We start from the raw sequence: 21,066 nt of genomic DNA, 5'->3' as shown, positions 1-21,066 counted from the left end.
CGGCACGGGCGAGACCCTAGCGCCGGCCGCCCAGCAGGCCGCCCAGGCCGCGGAACACCTCCTGCACGGGCGCCTGCAACTCGCGCGGAACCAGCGGGATGACGGTGGGCGCGGCCGCCGGTTCACGCCCGGCCCGGCCGAGCCGTGCCTGACGGAGCTGCGCCGGGCAATCCTCCTCGCCCGTGTCGCCGCGCAACCATTCCACCGTGCTGCTCCGCCAGAGGCGGTTCGCCACCGTATCGCCCACCACTTGCGCCAGCGCCTGGCCAGGCTCGACGCCCACGCGCGGCGCCGCCAGCGTGCCGCCGATGCCGACCGGCGCGCGCATCGTCGCGCCGAAGACGCGCAGGTCGGGGCGCAGCTGCGCCGCCAGCGTCTCGTTGCGGAGGTTGACGGCGAGGCTGCCGGTGATGCGCCCGGCCGAACTCTCCAACAGCAGCGCCTCGCTACGCAGCAGCCCCGCCTCGGCGGCGAAGCTGAGGGCGAAGCAACGGATCTCCACGCCTTCGGGCGGTGCACGGCCCATCAGCAGGATGCGCGTCAGGTCCGGCCCGATCTGGAACATCCCCGCGCGCGAGAGGCGTCCCTCCACCATGGCGAGGCCCAGGGCGCCGCTGACGCTCGCCGCCAGCGCGCGGGTGGTGGCGCCCTCGCCCCGCAGGTCGAGCGCGACCTCGACCGGCCCCTGCACGCCGATGCCGGCCCCCAGCTCGCGCCGGATCGCCGCGATGTCGAGGCCATGCCCGCCGGAGCGGAGCGCGACGGTGGCGCGCGGCGGCGTGTGCGCCACATCCCAGCCGATCCGCCCGCCCAGCGACCCGCCCGGCGAGGTGATGGCGAAATCCGCCAGCTCCAGCCGGCCGGCCGCCAGGGTGACGCGGCTGCGCAGGCCCCGCCAGGTGAGGCCCGCCGCCTCCAGCCGGTCGGCCGTGAGGTCGAGCGTGGCGTCGAAGCCGCGCAAGGCCGCCACCGGCAGGGGGACGTCCGGGATCACGCGGCCCGGCAGGCGCGGCGGCGCCGGGGCGGCAGGCAGCGCCGCGCCGAGGTCGAGATTGGCGAATTGAAGGCTGCCCTGGACGTTGGGCCGGCCGCCCCAGCCGATGGTGATCGCGCCCGTGGCGGCGAGCCCGGTGGCCTGGAGCCGGGCCGCATCCCAGCGCAGCGCGGCGGCGCCGGCACGCGAAAGCCGCCCCTGCGCCTCGACCTGCCGCAGCGCCGGCAACTCGAAGCCAAGCAGCCGGCCAAGCGGGGCGAGTTGCGGGGCGGAGAGCGTGACGTCGAAGGGCGCTGCGCCCAGCGGGTCGCTCCAGGTGAAGGCACCGCGCGCGGTCAGGCGCGCCGGCCCGGCGGTCATCCGCGCCGTCACCGGCATCGGCGCGCTGGTGGTGAAGGCGCGCAGCGGCGGCGGCAGCGAGAACTCGGCGCCAAGCCGGACGCCACCGCGCTCGCCCTGGAGGCTGAGCTGCATGGCCTGATCCAGCGCCGAGGCCGACAGCACGGCCTGGCTGAGCTTCAGCCCGGCCCAGGGCTCAGAGGCGCCGGCCGTGACCCGCAGATCGGCAAGGCGCCCCGCCGGCCCGAGCCGCGCCGTGCCGGTGAGCGGGCCCAGCGCCGGCAGCACCGCGTCACTGCCGAGCAGCGCCATGAGCCGCGCGGGCGAGACGACATCGGCCGTCAGCGCCAGGTTCCAGGCGGGATCGGCGAGGCTCTCGGCCACGCGCCCCTCGGCCCCCAGGCGGAAGCCATCACCCGCGAGGCTGGCGCGCGCCGCGGCGGCGGCATCCAGGCTGGCCTCCACCCGCATCACCTCGTCGCGCAACCGGATGCGGCCTTGCAGAGTGAGATTGCCCTCGCGACGCACGGTCAGGCTCTCGATGCCGATCGGGCCGGGCAGCCCATCGGGCGGATGCAGCCGGGAGGATTCGATGCGGACCAGGCCGGGCATGGTGCCGGCGCCACCGCCACCCTCGCCGCCGAAGCGCCAATTGGCCACGCCAGCGGCATCGCGCTCCAGCCAGAGCTCGGCCTCGGCGAGGCGAAGCTCCAGGATGTCCACCCGGCCATCCAGCAGCGCGCGCAACGCCAACGTGACCTCCAGCCGGCCAATGCGCGCGAAGTCCGGCGCCTGCATGCCGGGCAGGTTGGCGACACGCACATCCTGCACCGTTACCTGCGGCGGCAGGCTGAGCCGGAGCGCGATGGGGCCCAGCGTGACCGCCCGCCCGGTGGCGCGTTCCAGCGCTGCGTCCAGCGAAGCGGTGAGCGCGCCGCGTTCCAGCGCCATGCGCAGCGCGAAGGGGCTCGCCAGGAGAAGCAGCAGGAGGACGCCGAGCCCCCAGAGCCACCAGCGCCTCATGCGGCCAGTGCCATGGTGAGGCCGAGCAGGACGGCGAGGCCGAGCAGAGCGAGACCGGCGCTCGGCCAGGCCCGCAGCGCGGTCTCGATCCGGGCGGCACGGGCGGCCAGCGGAGGTGCGAGGCGAGTCGCGGCGCGCTCGGCGAAGACCAGGACATCGCCTTCCGGCGGCCGCGGCAGCCGCGCATCCACGGCGCGCAGGGCGAGGAAGCCGAGCGCGCCCAGCAGCACCGGCCAGAGCGCCGGCCAGAACTTCACCGGGGCCGGGTAGAGCCACCATGGCAGCAGCAGGGCGGCCGCCGTCATCCCCGCGAAGGGCAGGATGAGGCCGAGAGGAGCGCTTGCCTCCGGCTCCGGTGCGGAACCGCCCCGCAGCCGGGCGGCGAAATGCAGCATCAACATGGTCGTCCCCGCTGCCGAAAGGGCCGAGAGCCAGCCCAGCAGCCCGGCCCCAAGTTGCGCCTTTGTCGCCTCCTTGGCCAGCGCGCCGCCGGTGAAGGGCAGGCCGCCAAAGCTCAGCACCAGCAGCAGGACGGGAGCCAGCACCCAGGGCCAGCGCCGCGCACCGGTCGCCAGCGCCACGCCGACGCCGAGGAAGAGCGCGCCCTTGGCCAGCACATGGTGCGAAGCGTATTGCGCGGCGGCGAGCGGCGTTCCGGCATCGCCCGCCGCCAGCCCGAAGCCGAGCGCCGCCATCACCACGCCCATCTGGCTCACGCTGGAATAGGCGAGGACGGTCTTGGGATTGCGCTGCGTGATCCCGAGCGCCACGCCATAGAAGGCCGTGGCAAAGCCGAGCAGGCCCAGCACCTCGCCCCAGGCCGGAATGCCACCCTCCATCGGCAGGAAGCGGATCAGCCCGATGATGCCCGCCTTGATGATGGCCCCGCTCAGCACCGCCGAGGCCGGCATGGGGGCCGCGGGATGCGCGAGCGGCAGCCAGACATGCAGCGGCACGAGCCCCGCCTTGAGGCCGAAGCCGAGCAGCAGGAGCAGGAGCAGGATCGTCACATCCCGCATCGGCGAGCCGGGCAGCGCCGCCACCGCATCGGAGATGGCCAGGCTCTCGCCCGGGATATTCACGGCCAGCAGCGCGAAGGCGAAGAGGAGGAACACCTCGCCCAGCACGGCGAGGGCGAGGTAGATCGCGCCCGCGCGGCGGGCCTGGGCCGTGGCATCGTGCACGACGAGGCCATAGGCGGCCAGGCTGACCAGCGCAAAGGCGAAGTAGAAGGTCACGAGGTCGCCCGCGATGAAGACGCCGAGACTCCCCGCCAGCGTCAGCAGCCACCAGCCCGCGAAGCGCGTGGCGCCCGGCAGATAGGCGCCCGCATAGGCGCCCGCGGCCGACCAGAGCAGCGCCGCCACCCCGAGCAGCAGCGCGCCCGGCGCATCGAGGCCGAGCGAGAGGCGCAGCCAGTCTGCGTAGAGGACGAGCGGCGGCGCATCGGCGGCGAGCAGCGCGGCGGCGAGGCCCGGCAGCGGTGCGAAGGCCAGCAGCCCCGGCAGGCGCGCGCGGCCGCGCTCGGTCACGGCCGTCGCCAGCAGCGCGAGAGGTGCCAGGATGGTCGCCAGCAGCGCGAGATGGGCCAGCAGCGTCATCGGCCGATCAGCACCAGGCCGAAGGCGGCCAGCGGCAGCAGGCCGAGCACCACCGAGATCACCGCGAGGCCGAGCGCCACGCGCTCCTGCATCGCGTCCACCGGCGCGGCGGGCGCGAAATCCGGCGCAGGCGCGCGCATGGCGGTGCTCAACACGCGGAAGACATAGCCGCCGGTCAGCAATCCGCCCGCCACGATCACCAGCGCCCACCACCATTGGCCGGCATAGAGCGCCGCCTGGAGCAGCAGCCATTTCGCGGTGAAGCCGCCGCTCGGCGGGATGCCCATGAGCGAGAGGCCGGCCAGGCCGAAGGCCAGCACCGAGAGCGGTGCCACGCGCGCCGCGCCGTGCAGTTCGGCGATGCGGTCATGCCCCATTCCGCGCGCGATGACGCCCGCCGCCAGGAACATCGCCGCCTTGGCGAAGGCGTGGCTGATGGCCTGCAGCGCGCCGCCGGTCCAGGCGCGTTCCGCGACCTCGGCCAGGCTGCCGGCCGCCAGCGGGAACATCAGGAACAGGTAGCCGATCTGCGCGACGGTCGAATACGCGACCAGCAGCTTCAGCCGCGCCTGGCGCAACGCGACCACGCTGCCGAAGAGGATCGCGGCCGCGCCAAGCAGCGCCAGGATGGGGGCGACCGCCAGCAGCAGCGCCGCAGGCATCACCCAGAACCACAGCCGCAGCAGCAGGACGTAGGAGGCCTTGACCACGAGGCCCGACAGCAGCGCGCTGGCGGCGGGCGGCGCGCCGGCATGCGCCGCCGGCAGCCAGAGATGCAGCGGAAACAGCGCCATCTTGCCGAGCAGGCCCACCGTCATCAGCGAAGCCGCCACGATGGTTGGCGCATCCGCCCGCGCCGCGCGGGAGAGCAGCAGGATGTCGAGCGTGCCGTAGGCGCCGTAGAGCAGTGCCGTGCCGAGCAGGTAGAGCACCGAGCCGATCAGCGCGAAGAGCAGATAGCGCAGTTCCGCCTTGAACTGCGTGGCGCGGCCATCGAGGCAGGCGAGCGCGAGTGCGCCGAAGGTCAGCATCTCCAGCGCCACGAAGAGGTTGAACAGGTCGCCCCCCAGGAAGGCCGCGTTCAGCGCGGCCCAGAGCGCCAGCAGGAAGCACCAGAAGGCGAGCGGCGCGCGCGCCTCCGGCAGGCCGGGTGGCGTCATGTAGTCGGCGCGGGCGAAGAGGATGATGGCGGCGATGATCACGGCCGTGGTCATCAGCATGGCCGCGGCCAGCCCGTCGGCGCGCAGCGCAAGGCCCAGCGGGGGCGCCCAGCCGCCGACGAAGGCGATGACGGGCGCCTTGGCATGCAGTACGCCCGCCAGCAGCACCGCCGCCATGGCAAGACCGAGCGGGGCGAGCCAGAGCGCGATCCGCTCGGGCGCCCGGCCGCCCTGGGCGAAGGCGATGAGCAGTCCGGTGACCGGGATCACCAGCATCAGCACCAGGAGGGCTCCGCCGGGCGTGGCCTCCATCAGCGCGGCGTCTCGTCTTCGGCGATGGTGGCGGCACCCGTGATCTGGAACAGGCGCAGCACCAGCACCAACGCCAGCGCGGTCGCCGCGAAGGCGACGACGAGGCCGGTGATGACCAGCGCCTCCGGCACCGCATCCCCGCCCCGCCGGGCCACCACGCCGAACAGCAGAAAGACCCCGCCGCCCAGGAGGTTGAAGGCCAGCACCTTGCGCAGCAGCGCCGACTGCGTGACCAGGCCATAGAGCCCGAGCGCCACCAGGGCGGATGCGACCAGGCCGTAGATCATTCCCGCCGCCCCTCGGGCGGGCCAGCCACCATCAGCACCAGTGCCGCCGCGACGGAGAGCGTCATTGCCGCCTCGATCAACAGGATCAGCGGCTTCGCGAAGCCGGGCGGATAGGCGAGGAAGCCATCGGCGATGACGAAGCCCAGCAGCCCCACGCCGATGAAGGCGAGCGGCCCCGCCACCACGGCCCAGCGCAACCCCCGCGAGGCGACGGGCGGCAGGCGCCAGAGACCCGCGACCCAGGTGAGGATGCCCATGGCGGCCAGGATGGTGCCGCCCTGGAACTTGCCGCCAGGGGCATCGGCGCCGACCCAGGCGACGTAGATGCCGATGACGATCCCGACGGGCGGCAGCAGCCGCGCGAGCAGCGAGACCGGTCCACTGGACTGCACCGGAAACACCGGCCCGGGCACTGCGCCCCAGCGCCGGTCGGGCGCCATGCTCCAGATGGCGAGCACGGCGAAGACCAGCACCACCGCCTCCAGCAGCGTGTCCAGGCCGCGATAGGCCATGAGCACGCCGGTGACGGGATTGGCGACGCCCAGCTCCGGCAGGTGCCGTGCCACCGCCGCCGCCTGGCTCGGCGCGGGGTTGGGCAGGTTCAGCACGGCCACGGCCAGGGCGAGACCCACCATGGCGCAGAGGAGGCCGGCGGCGATCCGCTGGCGCGGGCCGGGTGTCGCCGCGTCAATCTCCGCGCGACCGCCGCGCAGCCGCACCACCGCGAAGAGCAGGATGACGCCCGTGGCGCCCGCCCCCAGCGCCGCCTCGGTCAGCGCCACATCCACCGCGCCCAGCCGCACCCAGACGAGCGCCAGCAGGAGCCCATAGGCGACGAAGCCGATCACCGCCGGGAAGTTTCCGCGCACCGCGAGCGTCCAGCCGGCAACGCCGAGGACGGCGAGGCCCAGCAGCAGATCGAGCAGCAGGCTCACCGCGGCGGGTCCTCGCGGCGCAGGCGCTCGGCGATGAGTTGCGTGGCCGTCGCCCCCGCCAGCAGCACGAGCAGCCAGACCAGGATGAGCTTGAGCGCGGCAAGCCAGCCGCCCGCCCAGGGCAGCAGGCCGAGCACGATGAGGCCGAGCCCGAGGCTGTCGGCCTTGGTCAGCGCATGCAGCCGGCTCAGCGGATCGGGGAAGCGCAGCAGCGCCACGCTGCCCGCGATGAAGAAGACCACCCCGGCCGCGATGGCGATTCCGCTGAACAGGGTGAGCAGCAGGCTCATCGGCCGCCCAGCCCCCGCGCCGCCAGCACGAAGGCGACGGAGGCGAAGGCACCGAGCAGCGCCAGCACCAGCGCCACATCCACCACGCCGGCCATGCCCGTGGCGGCCGCCACCAGCAGCAGCGCGCCGATGCCGCCGGAACAGAGAAGCTGCGCCGCCATCATGCGATCCGCCGCACCGGGGCCGCGCAACGCGCGATAGAGCCCGGCGAGGGAGGCCAGCAGGATCAGCCCCGCGGCGAGCAGCAGTGCCTCAGCCATGCCGCCCCCCGGCGCGGGCGTAGAGCGCCTCGGTCGCGCCGAGGTCGGCCGCCACGGGCAGGCGCGTGTCCAGCGCGTGGACCACCACCGCGGCACCTTCGCTGCCGGCCGGCAGCGCGCCGGGGGCGAGGCTGGCCAGCGCGGTGAACCCATCGCGTGCCGTGCCCTCCGGCAAGGCCGTCATATGCATCACCATTCCCGGCCGCAGGTTCATGCTGGGGGCAAAGGCGCGGCGCGCGATGTCCGTTCCGGCGAGCAGCGTCTGCACCGCCGTTCGGCCCAGCAGCCGCAGCGCCGCCAGCGGGTCGCCCAGGCGCATCCGCCCCGGCATCAGCCGCGCGCTGGCCCAGGTGGCGAGACCCGCCGCGAGCAGCCCGAAGCCCAGCCCCGCGACACCGCCGGCCAGCACCAGCCAGAGCCCGAGGAAGAGGCCGAAGCGGGCCGCGCGCTCCACGCTCATCGCTTCGCCGGCGGGCGCCCGCCGAAGATCGTGACGTAGAGCGTCGGCAGGAAGACCAGCGTCAGCAGCGTCGCCACCATCAGCCCGCCCATGATGGCGAAGGCCATCGGCCCCCAGAACACCGTGGGCGCGATGGGAATGAGGCCGAACACCGTCGAGATCGCCGTCAGCATCATGGGCCGAAGGCGCGAGGAGGCGGCGCGCACCACCGCATCCCACACCTCCGCCCCGGCCTTCCGCTCATCCTCGATCGAGATGATGAGGATGACGGCGTTCTTCGCGATCATGCCGAGCAGCGCCAGGATGCCGAGGATGGCGACAAAGCCGAGCGGTCGTCCCGAGGCGAGCAGCATCAGCACCACGCCGATGATGCCCAGCGGCAACAGCGCCAGCACCATGAAGAGCCGCCGGAAGGAGACGAGCTGAAACATCAGCAGCGTCAGCATCACCACCAGCATCACCGGCACCACCGCCAGCACGGAGGCCTGGGAGAGCGCGCTCTCCTCCGCGATGCCGCCCAGATCCACGCGGTAGGGGCGCGGCAGCGTGGCGTTCAGCGCGTCGATGCGCGGCTGCATGATCGCCACCACGGAATCCGGCAGCGTGCCGGGTGTCACATCGGCGCGCACGGTCAGCGTCGGCACGCGGTCCCGCCGCCAGATCAGCGGGTATTCCTGCTCATAGTCGAAGGCGGCGAGCTGGCTGAGCGGCACGGTTCGGCCACCCGGCAGCGGCAGCTGGATCGAGCGCAGCGTGGTGAGCGAAAGCCGCTCCTCCGCCGTCGCGCGCGCCACCACGTTGATCAGGTAGATGTCGTCGCGCAGCTGCGTGACCGTGGTGCCGGTCAGCGCCGCGTTCAGCACGGCCGCCACCTGCGCCGAACTCAGGCCGAGGCGCCGCGCCTCATCCTGGTCCACACGCACCCGCAATTGCCGCGCGGGCTCCATCCAGTCGAAATGCACGAGGCGCGAGCCCTCGGCCTCGGCCATGATGGCGGCGACGCGCTGCGCGATGTCGCGCACCACCTCCACATCCGGCCCGTTCACCCGGTATTGCAGCGGCCAGCCCACGGGCGGGCCGAGCTCGAGCGGATAGACGCGCGCCACCGCCTCGGGGAATTGCTCGGCCATCAGGCGTTCGAGCTTGAGGTGCAGCCGTTCGCGCGCCGGCAGATCCTTCGCCACGACCACGGCCTGGGAGAAGAAGGGCAGCGCGAGCTGCACGTTCAGCGGCAGGTAGAAACGGATGGCGCCGCGGCCGACATAGGTGCTCCAGCGCTCCACATCGGGGTCATTGGCCAGCGCGGCATCCAGCCGGTTCGCCGCCGTCTCGCTCGCGAAGATCGAGGCGCTCTGCGGCAGCGTGATGTCCACCAGCAATTCCGTCCGGTCCGAGGAGGGGAAGAATTGCCGCGGCACGAACTGCATCGCGAAGACCGATACGGCGAAGACGCCGAGCGTGATGGCGATGGTGACCCAGCGCGCCTTGAGCGCCAGAGTCAGCAGCGCCGTATAGGCGCGCAGCACCGCGCCCTGCTTCTCCGGCTCGGCTGCGGCTGCAACCGCCGCCGGCTTCTTCAGGATCGCCATGCCGAGCAGCGGCGCGAACAGCACCGCCACGAACCAGGAGACGATGAGCGCGATGCCCACCACCGCGAAGATGGTGAAGGTGTATTCGCCGGCCGAGGATTTCGCGAAGCCGATGGGCAGGAAGCCCGCGATGGTGACCAGCGTGCCGATCAGCATGGGGGCGGCCAGCGCCTTGTAGGCGAAGGTCGCCGCGTCGCGCTTGCTGTCGCCCGCCGCGAGCCTGCGGATCATCGCGTCGATCGTCGTCATCGCGTCATCCACCAGCAACGTCAGCGCGATGATCAGCGCGCCGAGCGAGATGCGCTGGAGGTCGATGCCCAGAAGCAGCATGACCGGAAACACGATGGCGAGCGTCAGCGGGATGGACAGCGCCACCACCGAGCCCGCGCGCACGCCGAGTGCCAGGAAGCTCGCCACCATGATGATGACGATGGCCTGCCAGAGGCTCTCCATGAAGTCGCCGATGGCCTCATCCACCGTGACGGCCTGGTCGGCCACCAGCGAGGCCTCGATGCCGATGGGAAGCTGCGCGCGGATGTCGGCCATCGCGGCCTGGATGTTGCGGCCCAGCGCCAGGATATCGCCCGCCTCGCGCATGGCGATGGCCAGCCCGATGGCCGGCTTCCCGTTCACCCGGAACATGGGCTGCGGGGGGTCGGCGAAGCCGCGGCGGATGGTCGCGATGTCGGTCAGGCGGAAGACGCGCTCGCCGATCACGAAGTTCACCGCCAGCAGATCCTGCTCGCTCTCGAAGGAGCCGGAGACGCGCACCGCCAGCCGCTCCTGCCCCGTCTCGATCAGGCCCGAGGGCCGGACGAGGTTCTGTGCCTGGAGCGCCTGCAGGATGGCGCCATAGTTCAGCCCGAGCCCGGCCAGGCGCTCGGTCGAGAATTCGAGGAAGACGCGCTCATCCTGCGCGCCCAGCAATTCGATCTTGGAGACGTCGGGCACCAGCAGCAGGCGGGACCGCGCGGCCTCGACATAGTCGCGCAATTCGCGCGGCGTGAAGCCATCGGCGGTGAAGCCGTAGATGATCCCGAAGGTGTCGCCGAAATCATCGTTGAAGAAGGGGCCGGCGACGCCCTGCGGCAAAGTGTGGCGGATGTCGGCGATGCGCCGGCGCACCTGGTACCACATGTCCGGCACGATGGCGGCGGGCGTGGAGCCCTTGAGGTCCACGAAGATCACCGTCTGCCCCGGCACGCTGTAGCTGCGCAGCCGGTCGAGATTGGGCGTCTCCTGCAGGGTGCGCTCCAGCCGCTCCGTCACCTGGAGGAGCGTCTCCTCCATCGAGGCGCCGGGCCAGACCGCGGAGACGATCATGGTGCGGAAGGTGAAGGCCGGGTCCTCGTTGCGGCCGAGCTTGAAGAAGGCGAAGCCGCCCGCGATCAGCGCCACGATCATGAAGTAGATGACGAGCGACCGCTTGTTGATCGCCCATTCGGAAAGGTTGGGGCCGATCATCGCAGCAGCCGCACCTTCTGGCCCGGGCGCAGCGTCTGCACGCCCGCCGTCACGACCAGGTCGCCGGGCTGCAGCCCCTGCCCCACCACCACATGGCCCGGATCATGCCGCACCAGCTCCACCGCGCGCAGCGAGACGGTCTCGCTCGCCGGGTCCACCACCCAGACGGCCGGGCCGCGCTCGGCCCGCGTCAGCGCCGAGGCGGGGATGGAAATGCCCGGCGTGGCGCCAAGGCGCAGGCTGCCCGTCACGGTGGAGCCCAGCCGCATTTCCGGCGGCGGCTCGGCCAGCCCCACACGGACCTGGAAGGTGCCGGTGACCGGGTCCGCCTGGGGCGAGACCTCGCGCACGCGGCCCTGGGCACGGATCTGCGGCTGGCCGGTGATGTTCACCTCGATCAGCGGATTGGCCGGCGCCTGGTCCTTCAGCGTGGCCGGCACGTCGAAGACCGCGTCCCGCCCCTCGCTGCGGGCGATGCGAAGGATCATGCGGCCGGGCTGCACCACCTCGCCCGGCTCGGCACCGCGCTGCGTGACGCGGCCCGCCACGTCGGAGACGAGCTCGGTATAGCCCAGGCGCGTCTCGGCGATGCTCACCTGCGCCTCGGCGGCATCCACCGCGGCGCGAATGGTCTGGAGCTGCTGCGCCGCCTGGTCGAAGCGCACGCGCGTGGTAAAGCCCTCGCGCAGCAGCTGGCCCTGGCGCCAGTAGTTGTTCTCGGCCTCGCGCAGCTGGCCGCGCGCGGCGACGAGGTTGGCGCGGGCCGCGCGCAGCCCGTTCTCCTCATTGTCGCGGTTCAGCCGGGCCACGACCTGCCCGGGGCGGACGGCATCGCCCACATTCACCAGGCGCTCGACCATCCGGCCGTCAATGCGGAAGGCGAGGTTCACCTCGGTCTCGGCCTGCACCGTGCCGGTCAGGCTCGCCACATCCCCCCCAGCGCTACGCTCGGCCGCGACGACGCGGACCGGGCGGATCTCGGGGGCGGGCGGCGGCGCCGCATCCTCGCAGCCGGCCAGGACCAGCAGCGCGAGCGGCAGGGCGCGCAGGGCGTGGCCGAGGGGCGGTGGCAATGGCATGGGCATCCTCTGTCTGGTTCGACCCGGCTGGGCGCGCGCGGGCAGCATGAAACACGATCCATCGCGCGGGCGCGAGAATCTCGCACCGCTGACGGCCCGGGGGAACGGCCGCCCATCCCAGTCCTGCGCCGCGCGTCCCAAAGGGGGGGCTCAGCGCGGCGGCAGCGCCTCGCGGATGCGGCCGGCCATATGCGCGAAGAAGGGGTTCCAGCTGATCCGCACCAGCGAATCCAGCGCCATGACCAGCACGCCGGTCTCGCCCCGGATGGCGGTGGCGCCGAGGCTCACCCCGAATTCGCCCTCGGGCTCCGGCCTCAGCCCGTAGAGCGAATCGCTCTCCGGGAAGGGCAGCGCGACATGGGAGAGGGAATAGACATCGCGCGGGTAGAGCAGGCCCGGCAGCGGGATCACCTCCTCCTCCGTGGCGCCGGCCGGCGTCACGCGGGCCACCATCTCCAGGCTGTTCTCGTCGCGGTTGGTGATGATGGCGAGCCGCCAGTTGCGCGGCGGGTCGGGCACGATGCGCTCCACCGCGGGGTCGAAGGCGGGGCGCAGCAGGAAGCTCAGCTTGGTGCCGCGGTTGCGGTCGAAGATCACCAGCTCGCTGCCGTTCGCGGGCAGCAGGGCGAAGAAGTCATCCACCAGCGCGCGGGTGCTGACGGTGAAGTCCATCAGCGACTGGAAGGCCAGGATGGGCGCCAGCCCGTCGAGCCGCCCGGCGCGCGAGAGGCGCCGCACCTGGCCCTGCACCTCCTGCGTCAGGCGGAAGGACTGCACCGCAGCATTCACCGGAAAGGAGTTGTATTTGAACGGGTTGAACTCCGGCAGGACAGAGAGCCAGGCCGCCTTGGCGAAGCGCGGCAACATGGCCGGCAGCCCGGCCAGCCCCGCGAAGCGTGCGAAGGGCGAGACCCCCACCATGGGGGAGACGACGATGACCCGGTCCGGGCGGACCAGGCTCGCATCCTCCACCGCATCCATGGCGTGCTTGAGCGAGAGGGCGCCGCCATTGGAATAGCCGACCATATGGACCACGCCATCCGGGCCGGCGCGGCGCCGCGCCTCGCGCATCGCCATGCGGGTGGCCGCCGTCCAGTCCTCCCAGACCGCCTCGGTCAGCCCGGCCGGCACGGTGCCATGGCCCGGCACGCGCAGGCCGAGCGCCACGAAGCCCTCGGCGCGGTAAAGCTCCGCCACATGGCGCAGGCTGTAGGGCGCATCCGTCAGGCCATGAATCAGCACCACGGCGCCGCGCGCCCGGCCCCCAAATTGCTCCAGGGTCGGCTCAAGTACGAAAGAGCGGTTCCAGTCCTGCGCGAAGCGAGGCGGATGGATGGGGCTCTCGGCGAAGAAGCGGTTCTCCGGCGTGCGCGCCTCGGGCGGGATGCGCGCCGTGACCTCGCGCTCCACCTGCGCGAAGACGCGCCGTTCGGCCGCGAGATAGGCCGCCCAGTCCATCTGGTTGATCTGAGCGGCGCGCGGCTCATCCGGGATCTCGGTGTGCCAGAGCTCGAGCGGCGGGCCCATCTGGCTGTCCACGACGCGCACCGCGATGATGACCAGGACCACGGCCACCAGCGCATAGGCCAGCCGCCGTGTCCACCGCCAGAGCCAGGAGCCGATCCGCCGCATCCGCATCATGTCCCACGGAATGCGCGGCGGGACCAGCCGTGCCGTCAGCCCCGCAGGGCGCCGAGCAGGATGCCCTCGGTCAGGATCTGCGGGAGCATGACCGGGGCGCCGCCGCCGGCCGGGTAGAGCAGGTAGAGCGGCACGCCGTCCCGCCCATGCTCGCGCAGCAACGTGGTGATGGCGGGGTCGCCCCGCGTCCAGTCACCGGTGAGCTGCACCACGCCAGCCGCCTCGAAGGCGCGTTGCACGGCATCGGTATGGATCGCGACGCGCTCATTCACCTTACAGGAGATGCACCAAGCGGCGGTGAGGTTGACGAAGACCGGCTTGCCCTCGGCCCGCAGTTCCGCGAGGCGAGGCGCGGACCAGGCCTCGCCCTGGGTCGCGGCGGCCGCGGCGGGCGGCGCGGTGCCGAGCAGCGGCAGCAGCGCCAGCGCCCCCAGCACGGCCGCCAGGGCCAGCGCCTCGCCCAGACGGCGCGGCGTGCGGCCGGATTGCTGCGCCACCCCCCAGGCCCAGGCAGCGAGCGCGATGAGCACGGCGCCCACCAGCGCCGTCAGCACGCCATCCGGCCCCGATTGCTGCGCCAGCACCCAGACCAGCCAGGCGGCGGCGGCATACATGGGAAAGGCCAGGAATTGCCGCAGCCGCTCCATCCAGGCGCCGGGGCGCGGCAGGAAGCGGCCAGCCCCGGGAAACACCCCAAGAAGCGCATAGGGCAAGGCAAGGCCGAGGCCCATCGCGCCGAAGATGGCGAGCGTCGCCGTAGCCGGCAGCACCAGGGCCGCGCCGATCGCCGTCGCCATGAAGGGCGCGGTGCAGGGGGTGGCGACGACCACGGCGAGCACGCCGGTGAAGAAGCTGCCCACCGCGCCGCCGCGCTCCGTGAGCCCCTGCCCCGCGCCGATGGAGCCGCCAATCTGGAAGACGCCCGAGAGATTGAGCCCCACCGCCAGCATCAGCCAGGCCATGCCGGCGACAAAGGCCGGGTAGGTAAACTGGAAGCCCCAGCCCGCCCCGCCGCCCGCCGCGCGCAGCCCGAGCATCAGCCCGCCCACGGCCAGGAAGGCCAGCACCACGCCCGCCGTGTAGCTGGCCGCCTCGATGCGGATCGCGCCGCGTGCGGCCCCGCCCAGCTTCGCCATGGCCATCGCCTTCATGGCCAGCACAGGGAAGACACAGGGCATCAGGTTCAGGATCAGCCCGCCCAGCGCCGCGAAGGCCAGCACCTGCCAGAGCGGCAGGGGGCTGGCCGGCAGGGGCCCGCCCGGCGTTGCCTCGATCAGGTAGGCGCCGCGCACCCCGGCGGCGTCGGTCAGGGTGAGCACGCCGGAGAGGCGGGCCGGCAGCTCGGCCGGGCCGCGGATGAGGTCCAGCGTGATCTCGCCCTCGCGCCGGGTCAGGCGCTGCTCGGGCGCATTCTCGATGACGCCGGCCCCGTCGGGGAAGAAGCTCGCCTCGCGGACGGCGCTGGGCGAGAAGCCGGCGCCCTGGATGGTGAGCGCCCCGCGCGGGCCGGCAAAGGCGAAGCGCGCGGTGAAGGGCGCGGCCCGGGGCAGCGCCGCCTCCGCCGCGCGAAACCGCTCCGCCAGCGCCGGCACGGCGGTGGCCGCGACGTCGAGGCCGAGGGTGAAGCGCCCCTCCTCGGGGATGCAGATGTCGGCGCAGACCAGCCAGGTGGCGTCGGCCGTGATCGTCACATAGTCGCCGGGGCGGAGGTCGGGCGGGGGTGTCACCTCGATCAGGAAGCCGACCTCGCCCGAGTAGCCGAAATTCATCAAGGGGCCGAAGGGCTTGCGGCTGGGAGCCGGGAATTGCAGCTCACCCGCCTGCCAGCCGGGGCGGGCCCAGTCGAAGGTGATTTCGGGCGGCGCGCCCGCATCGCCCGGGTTGCGCCAATAGGTGTGCCAGCCGGGGGCGAGGCGCTGGTGCAGCATCAGCCGGAAGGGCTCGCCGGGCGCGATGGCGCTGCGCTCGGCCAGCAGCGTGACCGTCGCCCGCGGTGAGGCGACGGGGGCCGATTCCTGCGCCCAACCCGCAAGCGGGGCCAGCATCAGGGCCAGGAGGAGGAGCAACGCGCGCGCCATGCCGGATAGAAGGGGCATCCCGCGCCCCGCCGCAAGGCTTTCGGCGCATGGCCGCCTTGCGGGGCGGTGTGGCATTTATGCCACCGGGCCGCCGGTTCCGCTCCCCGGCCTGGAACCGCCGCTGAACTCCCGCGTTGCCCTTCCAGACGCAACCCTGTCTGGAGAATGACATGACCCGCCTGAAAACCCTCCTGTTGACCGGGGCTGCACTGGCTTGCACCCCGCTCCTCGCCCAGGCCCAGAGCCCGTCGAGGGGCTATTTCGATGACTGGCGCCTCGTGCCGCAACAGACCGTGACCGGCCTCTATATCGGCGCCGGCGCCGGCGTGAATTTCTCGGAGAACAGCCTGCTGCGCAGCAACAGCAGCCTCGCCGCCGGCCTCGCCGCCGTGGGCGCGGGCGGGCGTGGGCGCGCCATCTTCGAGCCGGGCTTCGTCGGCGTGGGCGCCATCGGCTGGGGCTTCGGCAACGGCCTGCGCGCCGAGGTCGAAGGCAACTACCGCCAGAATGACCTCGACAAGATCGGCGGCTTCCCGGGTGCGCGGCTGCGCAACACCGCCTCGGGCACGCAGAGCAGCTACGGCGTGATGGGCAACCTGATCTACGATTTCCGCATCCCGGGCGTGCCGTGGTTCACCCCGTATATCGGCGGTGGCGCGGGCTATGTCTGGCGCGAATGGGATGGCGTCAGCGCCTCGACCACGGGCGGGGCCACGATCCGCTCGCGCGCCATCGAGGGGCAGTTCGCCTACCAGGCGATTGGTGGCGCGGCCTTCGCCGTGCCTTCCGTCCCCGGCCTCGCGATCACGACCGAGTATCGCTACTTCGCGACGCAGCCGAGCGACTTCAACACGCGGGTGATCGGGCCGACGGGCCTTGGCCTCGCCGGCGGCCAGCTGCGCGCGAGCGATGCGAACCATTCGGTGATGCTGGGCCTGCGCTACGCCTTCAACCAGCCGCGCCCGGCCCCCGCCCCGCAGCCGGTGGCCGCCGCGGCCCCGGCGCCGGCGCGCACCTACCTGGTCTTCTTCGACTGGGATCGTGCCGACCTGACCGAGCGCGCCCGCCAGATCGTGGCTGATGCGGCGGCCAATGCGCGGACGGTCGCCTCCACGCGCATCGAGGTCTCCGGCCATGCGGACCGCACCGGCTCGGCTGCCTACAACCAGCGCCTCTCGGTCCGTCGCGGCGAGGCGGTGGCGGGCGAGCTGGTCCGGCGCGGGATCTCGCGCAACGAGATCACGGTGCAGGGCTTCGGTTTCGAGCGCCCGCTGGTGCCCACCGCCATGGGCGTCCGCGAGCCGCAGAACCGCCGGGTGGAGATCGTCTTGCGTTAATCCCGGCAAACACGCCTTCGGCATTTTTGCGGGGGCCCCGGGCTTGGCGTTTCTCGCGGGGCGCTGGGCCCATCCTCCGGTGGCAAACCACCGGAGGGCACCGCGGCGCCGCCAGCAGCCTATCGACAGCAAAACGGCCGGCGGAGCGATCCGCCGGCCGTTTCGTTTCTGCCCTCCCGGCCCATCCCCCCCCGGAACCCTCCGATGGCTTTGCCATCGGAGGAAGAACCAAGCTGCCAGGAAACGGAACCAAACCGGGGCCACCGGGAAAACGCCTCTTCGGCGTTTTCCCGGGGGACTAATGCGCGAGGATCGCCAGCAGCAGCAGCGCCACGATGTTGGTGATCTTGATCATCGGGTTCACCGCCGGGCCCGAGGTGTCCTTGTACGGGTCACCCACGGTGTCGCCGGTCACGGCGGCCTTGTGGGCATCGCTGCCCTTGCCGCCGTAATGGCCCTCCTCGATGTACTTCTTCGCATTGTCCCAGGCGCCACCACCGGTGGTCATGGACACGGCGACGAAGAAGCCGGTCACGATCACGCCCAGCAACATGGCGCCGAGCGCCGCGAAGGCCGCGCCCTTGCCCGCGATAGCCGCGATCAGGAAGAACCAGACGATCGGGCTCAGCACCGGCAGCAGCGAGGGGATGATCATCTCCTTGATCGCCGCCTTGGTCAGCATGTCCACGGCGCGGGCATAGTCGGGCTTCTCGGTGCCCTCCATGATGCCAGGCTTCTCCTTGAACTGACGCCGGACCTCCTCGACGACGGACTGCGCCGCGCGGCCCACCGCCGTCATGCTCATGCCGCCGAACAGGTAGGGCAGCAGGCCGCCGAAGAGCAGGCCGACGACGACGTAGGGATTGGCCAGCGAGAAGTCGATCGTCCCCAGCCCCGCGAAATACGGGAACTCGGCCGGGTTCGCGATGAAGTAGTTGAGGTCCTGGGTGTAGGCGGCGAAGAGCACCAGCGCGCCGAGGCCCGCCGAGCCGATCGCATAGCCCTTGGTGACCGCCTTGGTGGTGTTGCCCACCGCGTCCAGCGCATCCGTCGTCACGCGGGTTTCCGGCGGCAGGCCCGCCATTTCCGCGATGCCGCCGGCATTGTCCGTCACCGGGCCGAAGGCATCGAGCGCCACGATCATGCCGGCCAGCGCCAGCATGGTCGTCGTCGCGATCGCGATGCCGTAGAGGCCGGCCAGCGAATGCGCGCAGATCACGCCCGCGATGATGATGATCGCCGGGATCGCCGTGCTTTCCATGCTGACGGCGAGGCCGCGGATCACGTTCGTGCCGTGGCCCGTCTGGGACGCCTCGGCGATGGACTTCACGGGGCGGAAATCCGTGCCCGTGTAGTACTCGGTGATCATCACGATGGCCGCAGTTACGCCGAGGCCGACCGCGCCGCAGAGCCAGAGGCTGAAGGCGCCGAAGCTGTGGCCGCCCGCCGTCGTGGTGCCGAAGCCGAAGAAGATGAAGGAGAGCGGCAGCAGCACGGCGAGGCTGAGCACGCCCGTCATCATCAGGCCGCGATACATCGCCCCCATGATGGACTGGTTGGCCGGCAGCTTCACATAGTAGGTGCCGGCGATGGAGGTGATGACGCAGACCGCGCCGATGGCCAGCGGGAATAGCATCCCTGCCGTGCGGCCCACATCGCCGAAGCTGATGGCCGCGAGCACCATCGTGGCAACCGCAGTCACCGCATAGGTCTCGAAGAGGTCGGCCGCCATGCCGGCGCAGTCGCCCACGTTGTCGCCCACATTGTCGGCGATGGTGGCGGGATTGCGGGGGTCATCCTCGGGGATGCCGGCTTCCACCTTGCCCACCATGTCGCCACCCACATCCGCACCCTTGGTGAAGATACCGCCGCCGAGACGGGCGAAGATCGAGATGAGCGAGGCGCCGAAGCCCAGCGCCACCAGGCTGTCGATCACGATGCGCGAGTTGATCGCGTGGCCCATGATGATGACCAGCACGAAGAAATAGACCGCGACCCCCAGCAGCGCGAGACCCGCCACCAGCATGCCGGTGATGGCGCCCGACTTGAAGGCGAGGTCGAGGCCCGCGGCCAGGCCTTGGCGGCTCGCCTCGGCGGTGCGCACATTGGCGCGGACCGAGACGTTCATGCCGATGAAGCCGGCAAGGCCCGAGAGCACGGCACCGACCAGGAAGCCGACCGCCACCGTCGCCCCCAGGAACACCCAGACCAGGGCGAAGAGGACGGCGCCGACCGCACCGATGGTGATGTACTGGCGCTTGAGATAGGCCGAGGCGCCCTCCTGGATGGCCTGGGCGATTTCCTGCATCCGCGCATTGCCAGCGGGCTTGGCCATGATTTCCTTGGTCGTGATCCAGCCATAGGCGAGCGAGGCGCCCCCAAGCAGGATGACCAGCAGCAACGTCACTGTGATCACGTATCTTGTCCCTCTCTTCCCGTTCCGGCGGCTGCTTGGCGGCCACCATTGGAATGGAGCCTAGGCCGCGTCGGATCAGGTATGCAACCGATGCACCCCTCGCTTCCGGCCGGTTTTTGTGGTTTGAGGGCGGCTTGTTCCCAATCCCTGGCCTCTGGAGCCCCTGATGAACCTCGACGCGATCCCCATCGGCAAGAATCCGCCGCATGACCTGAACGTGATCATCGAGGTGGGCATCGGCGGCGAGCCCATCAAATACGAGATGAACAAGGAGGCCGGGACGCTCTTCGTGGACCGCTTCCTGCACACGCCGATGCGCTACCCCGGCAATTACGGCTTCGTGCCCCACACCCTCTCGGATGATGGCGACCCGATCGACGTGCTGGTGGCCAATACCCGCCCGATCGCACCCGGCGCCGTCATCAATGTCCGCCCCGTCGGCGTGCTGAAGATGGAGGATGATGGCGGGCATGACGAGAAGATCATCGCCGTCCCCTCGCCCAAGCTCACGAAGCGCTACGTGAACGTGCACGAGGTGACCGACCTGCCGCAGATCACGCTCGACCAGATCCGCCACTTCTTCGAGCACTACAAGGATCTGGAGCCCGGCAAGTGGGTGAAGATCATCGGCTGGGGCAACGCGGCCGAGGCTCACAAGCTGATCCTGGAAGCGGTGGAGCGCGCCAAGGCCGCCAAGTAAGGGCCGGCCGCGAGGTCCTTTGCTGGACCTCGCATGGATTTTGCATGGCTGGGGTGCAACCTGTCCAAAGGATCGCCCCATGCCGACCCGCCGCGCCGCCCTGGCCCTTGCCTCCGCACCGCTCTGGCCTGCGCCCCTCTGGCCAGCGCCCCTCTGGCCCACAGCCATCCGGTCCGCCAAGGCCCAGTCAGGCTGGCCCGCCGCCCGGCCGATCGAGATCTTCGTGGGCTTCTCGGCCGGCGGCGGCGTGGACGTGATGGCGCGCGCGGTTGCCCCCTTCCTGACCAATCTGCTGCCCGGCGCGCGCTTCGTCATCGTCAACCGGCCCGGCGCCGGCGGGCAGCTCGGCCATGAGGCGGCGGCCAATGCGGCGGCCGATGGCTATGCGCTGGGCGCCACCACCATGCCCGGCCTCGTCTCCCACCCGATCGAGCGGCCGGTGCGCTATCGCGCGGCCGACCTCACCTACCTCGCCAATGTGGTGGACGACCCCTGCGCCCTTTTCGTGCGGCCGGAGAGCCCCTACCGGACGCTGGCCGACGTGATCGCCGCCGGCCGGGCGCGGCCGGAGGTGCTGACCTATGGCCTGACCGGTATCGGCTCGGACGACCACCTGACCATGTTCCGCTTCGAGGCCGCGACGGGCGCGAGGCTGACCCATGTGCCCTTCCCGGGCATCGGCCAGATGCTGCCGCAGGTCTTCTCGGGGCAGGTGGACCTGGCGGCGATGAATGTGAGCGAGGCGCTGCCCTTCGTGCGCGAGGGCCGGCTGCGCGGGATCGGCCAGGCCGCCGCCGCGCGCTGGCCCGGCCTGCCCGACCTGCCGACCTATCGCGAACAGGGCGTGGATGTGCTGGGCAGCGCGAGCCGCGGCTTCGTGGGCCCCGCCGGCCTGCCGCCCGAGATCACCGAACGGCTTCTCGCCGCCTTCACAGCCATGCTGGCCGACCCCGCCTTCCTGCGCGAGGCCGAGCGCCTTGCCATGCCGCTGCGGCCGGTGCTGGGCGCGGATTACCGGGCGATGGCGCTGGCGATGGATGCGGAGCTGCGCGCGCTGTGGCAGGCGCGGCGCTGGACGCAGGGTTGATCCCGGCGGGTGAA

The 21,066-nt window shown here is 71.8% G+C and carries 16 protein-coding genes; 3 read left to right on the top strand and 13 right to left on the bottom strand.

Annotated features, from left to right (window positions below; translation table 11 throughout):
* Positions 1-16: 16 nt before the first annotated feature.
* The 12 genes from R9Z33_RS07365 to R9Z33_RS07310 all read right to left on the bottom strand — a co-directional run bounded on the left by R9Z33_RS07365 (position 17) and on the right by R9Z33_RS07310 (position 15,512).
* Positions 17-2,356, bottom strand: coding sequence for an AsmA family protein (locus tag R9Z33_RS07365; protein WP_318650657.1), 2,340 nt, complete (start codon positions 2,354-2,356; stop codon positions 17-19).
* Positions 2,353-3,957: a complex I subunit 5 family protein gene (locus R9Z33_RS07360; protein ID WP_318650656.1), complete on the bottom strand. Its 1,605-nt coding sequence runs from the start codon at positions 3,955-3,957 to the stop codon at positions 2,353-2,355. Before R9Z33_RS07360 ends, R9Z33_RS07365 begins: the two co-directional genes overlap by 4 nt.
* Positions 3,954-5,429, bottom strand: coding sequence for a complex I subunit 5 family protein (locus R9Z33_RS07355; RefSeq protein ID WP_318650655.1), 1,476 nt, complete (start codon positions 5,427-5,429; stop codon positions 3,954-3,956). The genes R9Z33_RS07360 and R9Z33_RS07355 overlap by 4 nt, the downstream gene beginning before the upstream one ends.
* Complete coding sequence (locus tag R9Z33_RS07350; RefSeq protein WP_318650654.1) at positions 5,429-5,716, bottom strand: NADH-quinone oxidoreductase subunit K; 288 nt, start codon at positions 5,714-5,716, stop codon at positions 5,429-5,431. Before R9Z33_RS07350 ends, R9Z33_RS07355 begins: the two co-directional genes overlap by 1 nt.
* Complete coding sequence (locus tag R9Z33_RS07345) at positions 5,713-6,651, bottom strand: hydrogenase subunit MbhD domain-containing protein (protein ID WP_318650653.1); 939 nt, start codon at positions 6,649-6,651, stop codon at positions 5,713-5,715. Before R9Z33_RS07345 ends, R9Z33_RS07350 begins: the two co-directional genes overlap by 4 nt.
* Entirely contained in the window at positions 6,648-6,941 is a 294-nt protein-coding gene (locus R9Z33_RS07340) for a monovalent cation/H(+) antiporter subunit G (protein WP_318650652.1), read from the bottom strand. Before R9Z33_RS07340 ends, R9Z33_RS07345 begins: the two co-directional genes overlap by 4 nt.
* Positions 6,938-7,201, bottom strand: coding sequence for a monovalent cation/H+ antiporter complex subunit F (locus tag R9Z33_RS07335; protein ID WP_318650651.1), 264 nt, complete (start codon positions 7,199-7,201; stop codon positions 6,938-6,940). Before R9Z33_RS07335 ends, R9Z33_RS07340 begins: the two co-directional genes overlap by 4 nt.
* Entirely contained in the window at positions 7,194-7,661 is a 468-nt protein-coding gene (locus tag R9Z33_RS07330; RefSeq protein ID WP_318650650.1) for a Na+/H+ antiporter subunit E, read from the bottom strand. The genes R9Z33_RS07335 and R9Z33_RS07330 overlap by 8 nt, the downstream gene beginning before the upstream one ends.
* On the bottom strand, positions 7,658-10,714 hold the full coding sequence (locus R9Z33_RS07325; RefSeq protein WP_318650649.1) for an efflux RND transporter permease subunit: 3,057 nt from the start codon (positions 10,712-10,714) through the stop codon (positions 7,658-7,660). Before R9Z33_RS07325 ends, R9Z33_RS07330 begins: the two co-directional genes overlap by 4 nt.
* Positions 10,711-11,793 carry an efflux RND transporter periplasmic adaptor subunit gene (locus R9Z33_RS07320; RefSeq protein WP_318650648.1) on the bottom strand — a complete coding sequence of 361 codons (1,083 nt, stop codon included), beginning with the start codon at positions 11,791-11,793 and terminating at the stop codon, positions 10,711-10,713. The genes R9Z33_RS07325 and R9Z33_RS07320 overlap by 4 nt, the downstream gene beginning before the upstream one ends.
* Positions 11,794-11,943: 150 nt before the next feature.
* Positions 11,944-13,434, bottom strand: a complete 1,491-nt coding sequence (locus tag R9Z33_RS07315) for an alpha/beta hydrolase (RefSeq protein ID WP_318650647.1) — start codon at positions 13,432-13,434, stop codon at positions 11,944-11,946.
* 35 nt (positions 13,435-13,469) lie between these two features.
* Positions 13,470-15,512 (bottom strand): protein-disulfide reductase DsbD family protein, encoded by a 2,043-nt coding sequence (locus tag R9Z33_RS07310; RefSeq protein ID WP_318650646.1) that lies wholly within the window; start codon positions 15,510-15,512, stop codon positions 13,470-13,472.
* Positions 15,513-15,682: 170 nt separating this feature from the next.
* Here R9Z33_RS07310 and R9Z33_RS07305 point away from each other — a divergent pair, with 170 nt between their 5' ends.
* Positions 15,683-16,849, top strand: coding sequence for an OmpA family protein (locus R9Z33_RS07305; RefSeq protein WP_318650645.1), 1,167 nt, complete (start codon positions 15,683-15,685; stop codon positions 16,847-16,849).
* A gap of 298 nt (positions 16,850-17,147) precedes the next feature.
* On the opposite strand, the gene R9Z33_RS07300 is transcribed toward R9Z33_RS07305, so the two are convergent.
* Positions 17,148-19,265 carry a sodium-translocating pyrophosphatase gene (locus tag R9Z33_RS07300; protein ID WP_450104024.1) on the bottom strand — a complete coding sequence of 706 codons (2,118 nt, stop codon included), beginning with the start codon at positions 19,263-19,265 and terminating at the stop codon, positions 17,148-17,150.
* A gap of 166 nt (positions 19,266-19,431) precedes the next feature.
* Between R9Z33_RS07300 and ppa the strand changes: the two genes are divergently transcribed.
* Entirely contained in the window at positions 19,432-19,965 is a 534-nt protein-coding gene (ppa, locus tag R9Z33_RS07295) for an inorganic diphosphatase (protein WP_318650644.1), read from the top strand.
* Positions 19,966-20,044: 79 nt separating this feature from the next.
* Positions 20,045-21,052 (top strand): tripartite tricarboxylate transporter substrate binding protein, encoded by a 1,008-nt coding sequence (locus R9Z33_RS07290; RefSeq protein ID WP_318650643.1) that lies wholly within the window; start codon positions 20,045-20,047, stop codon positions 21,050-21,052.
* The last annotated feature ends 14 nt before the right edge of the window (positions 21,053-21,066 follow it).

The sequence above is a fragment of the Sediminicoccus rosea genome, from assembly GCF_033547095.1.
GTDB classification, from domain to species: Bacteria; Pseudomonadota; Alphaproteobacteria; order Acetobacterales; family Acetobacteraceae; genus Roseococcus; species Roseococcus rosea.
This window is presented reverse-complemented; position numbering and strand designations above follow the sequence as displayed.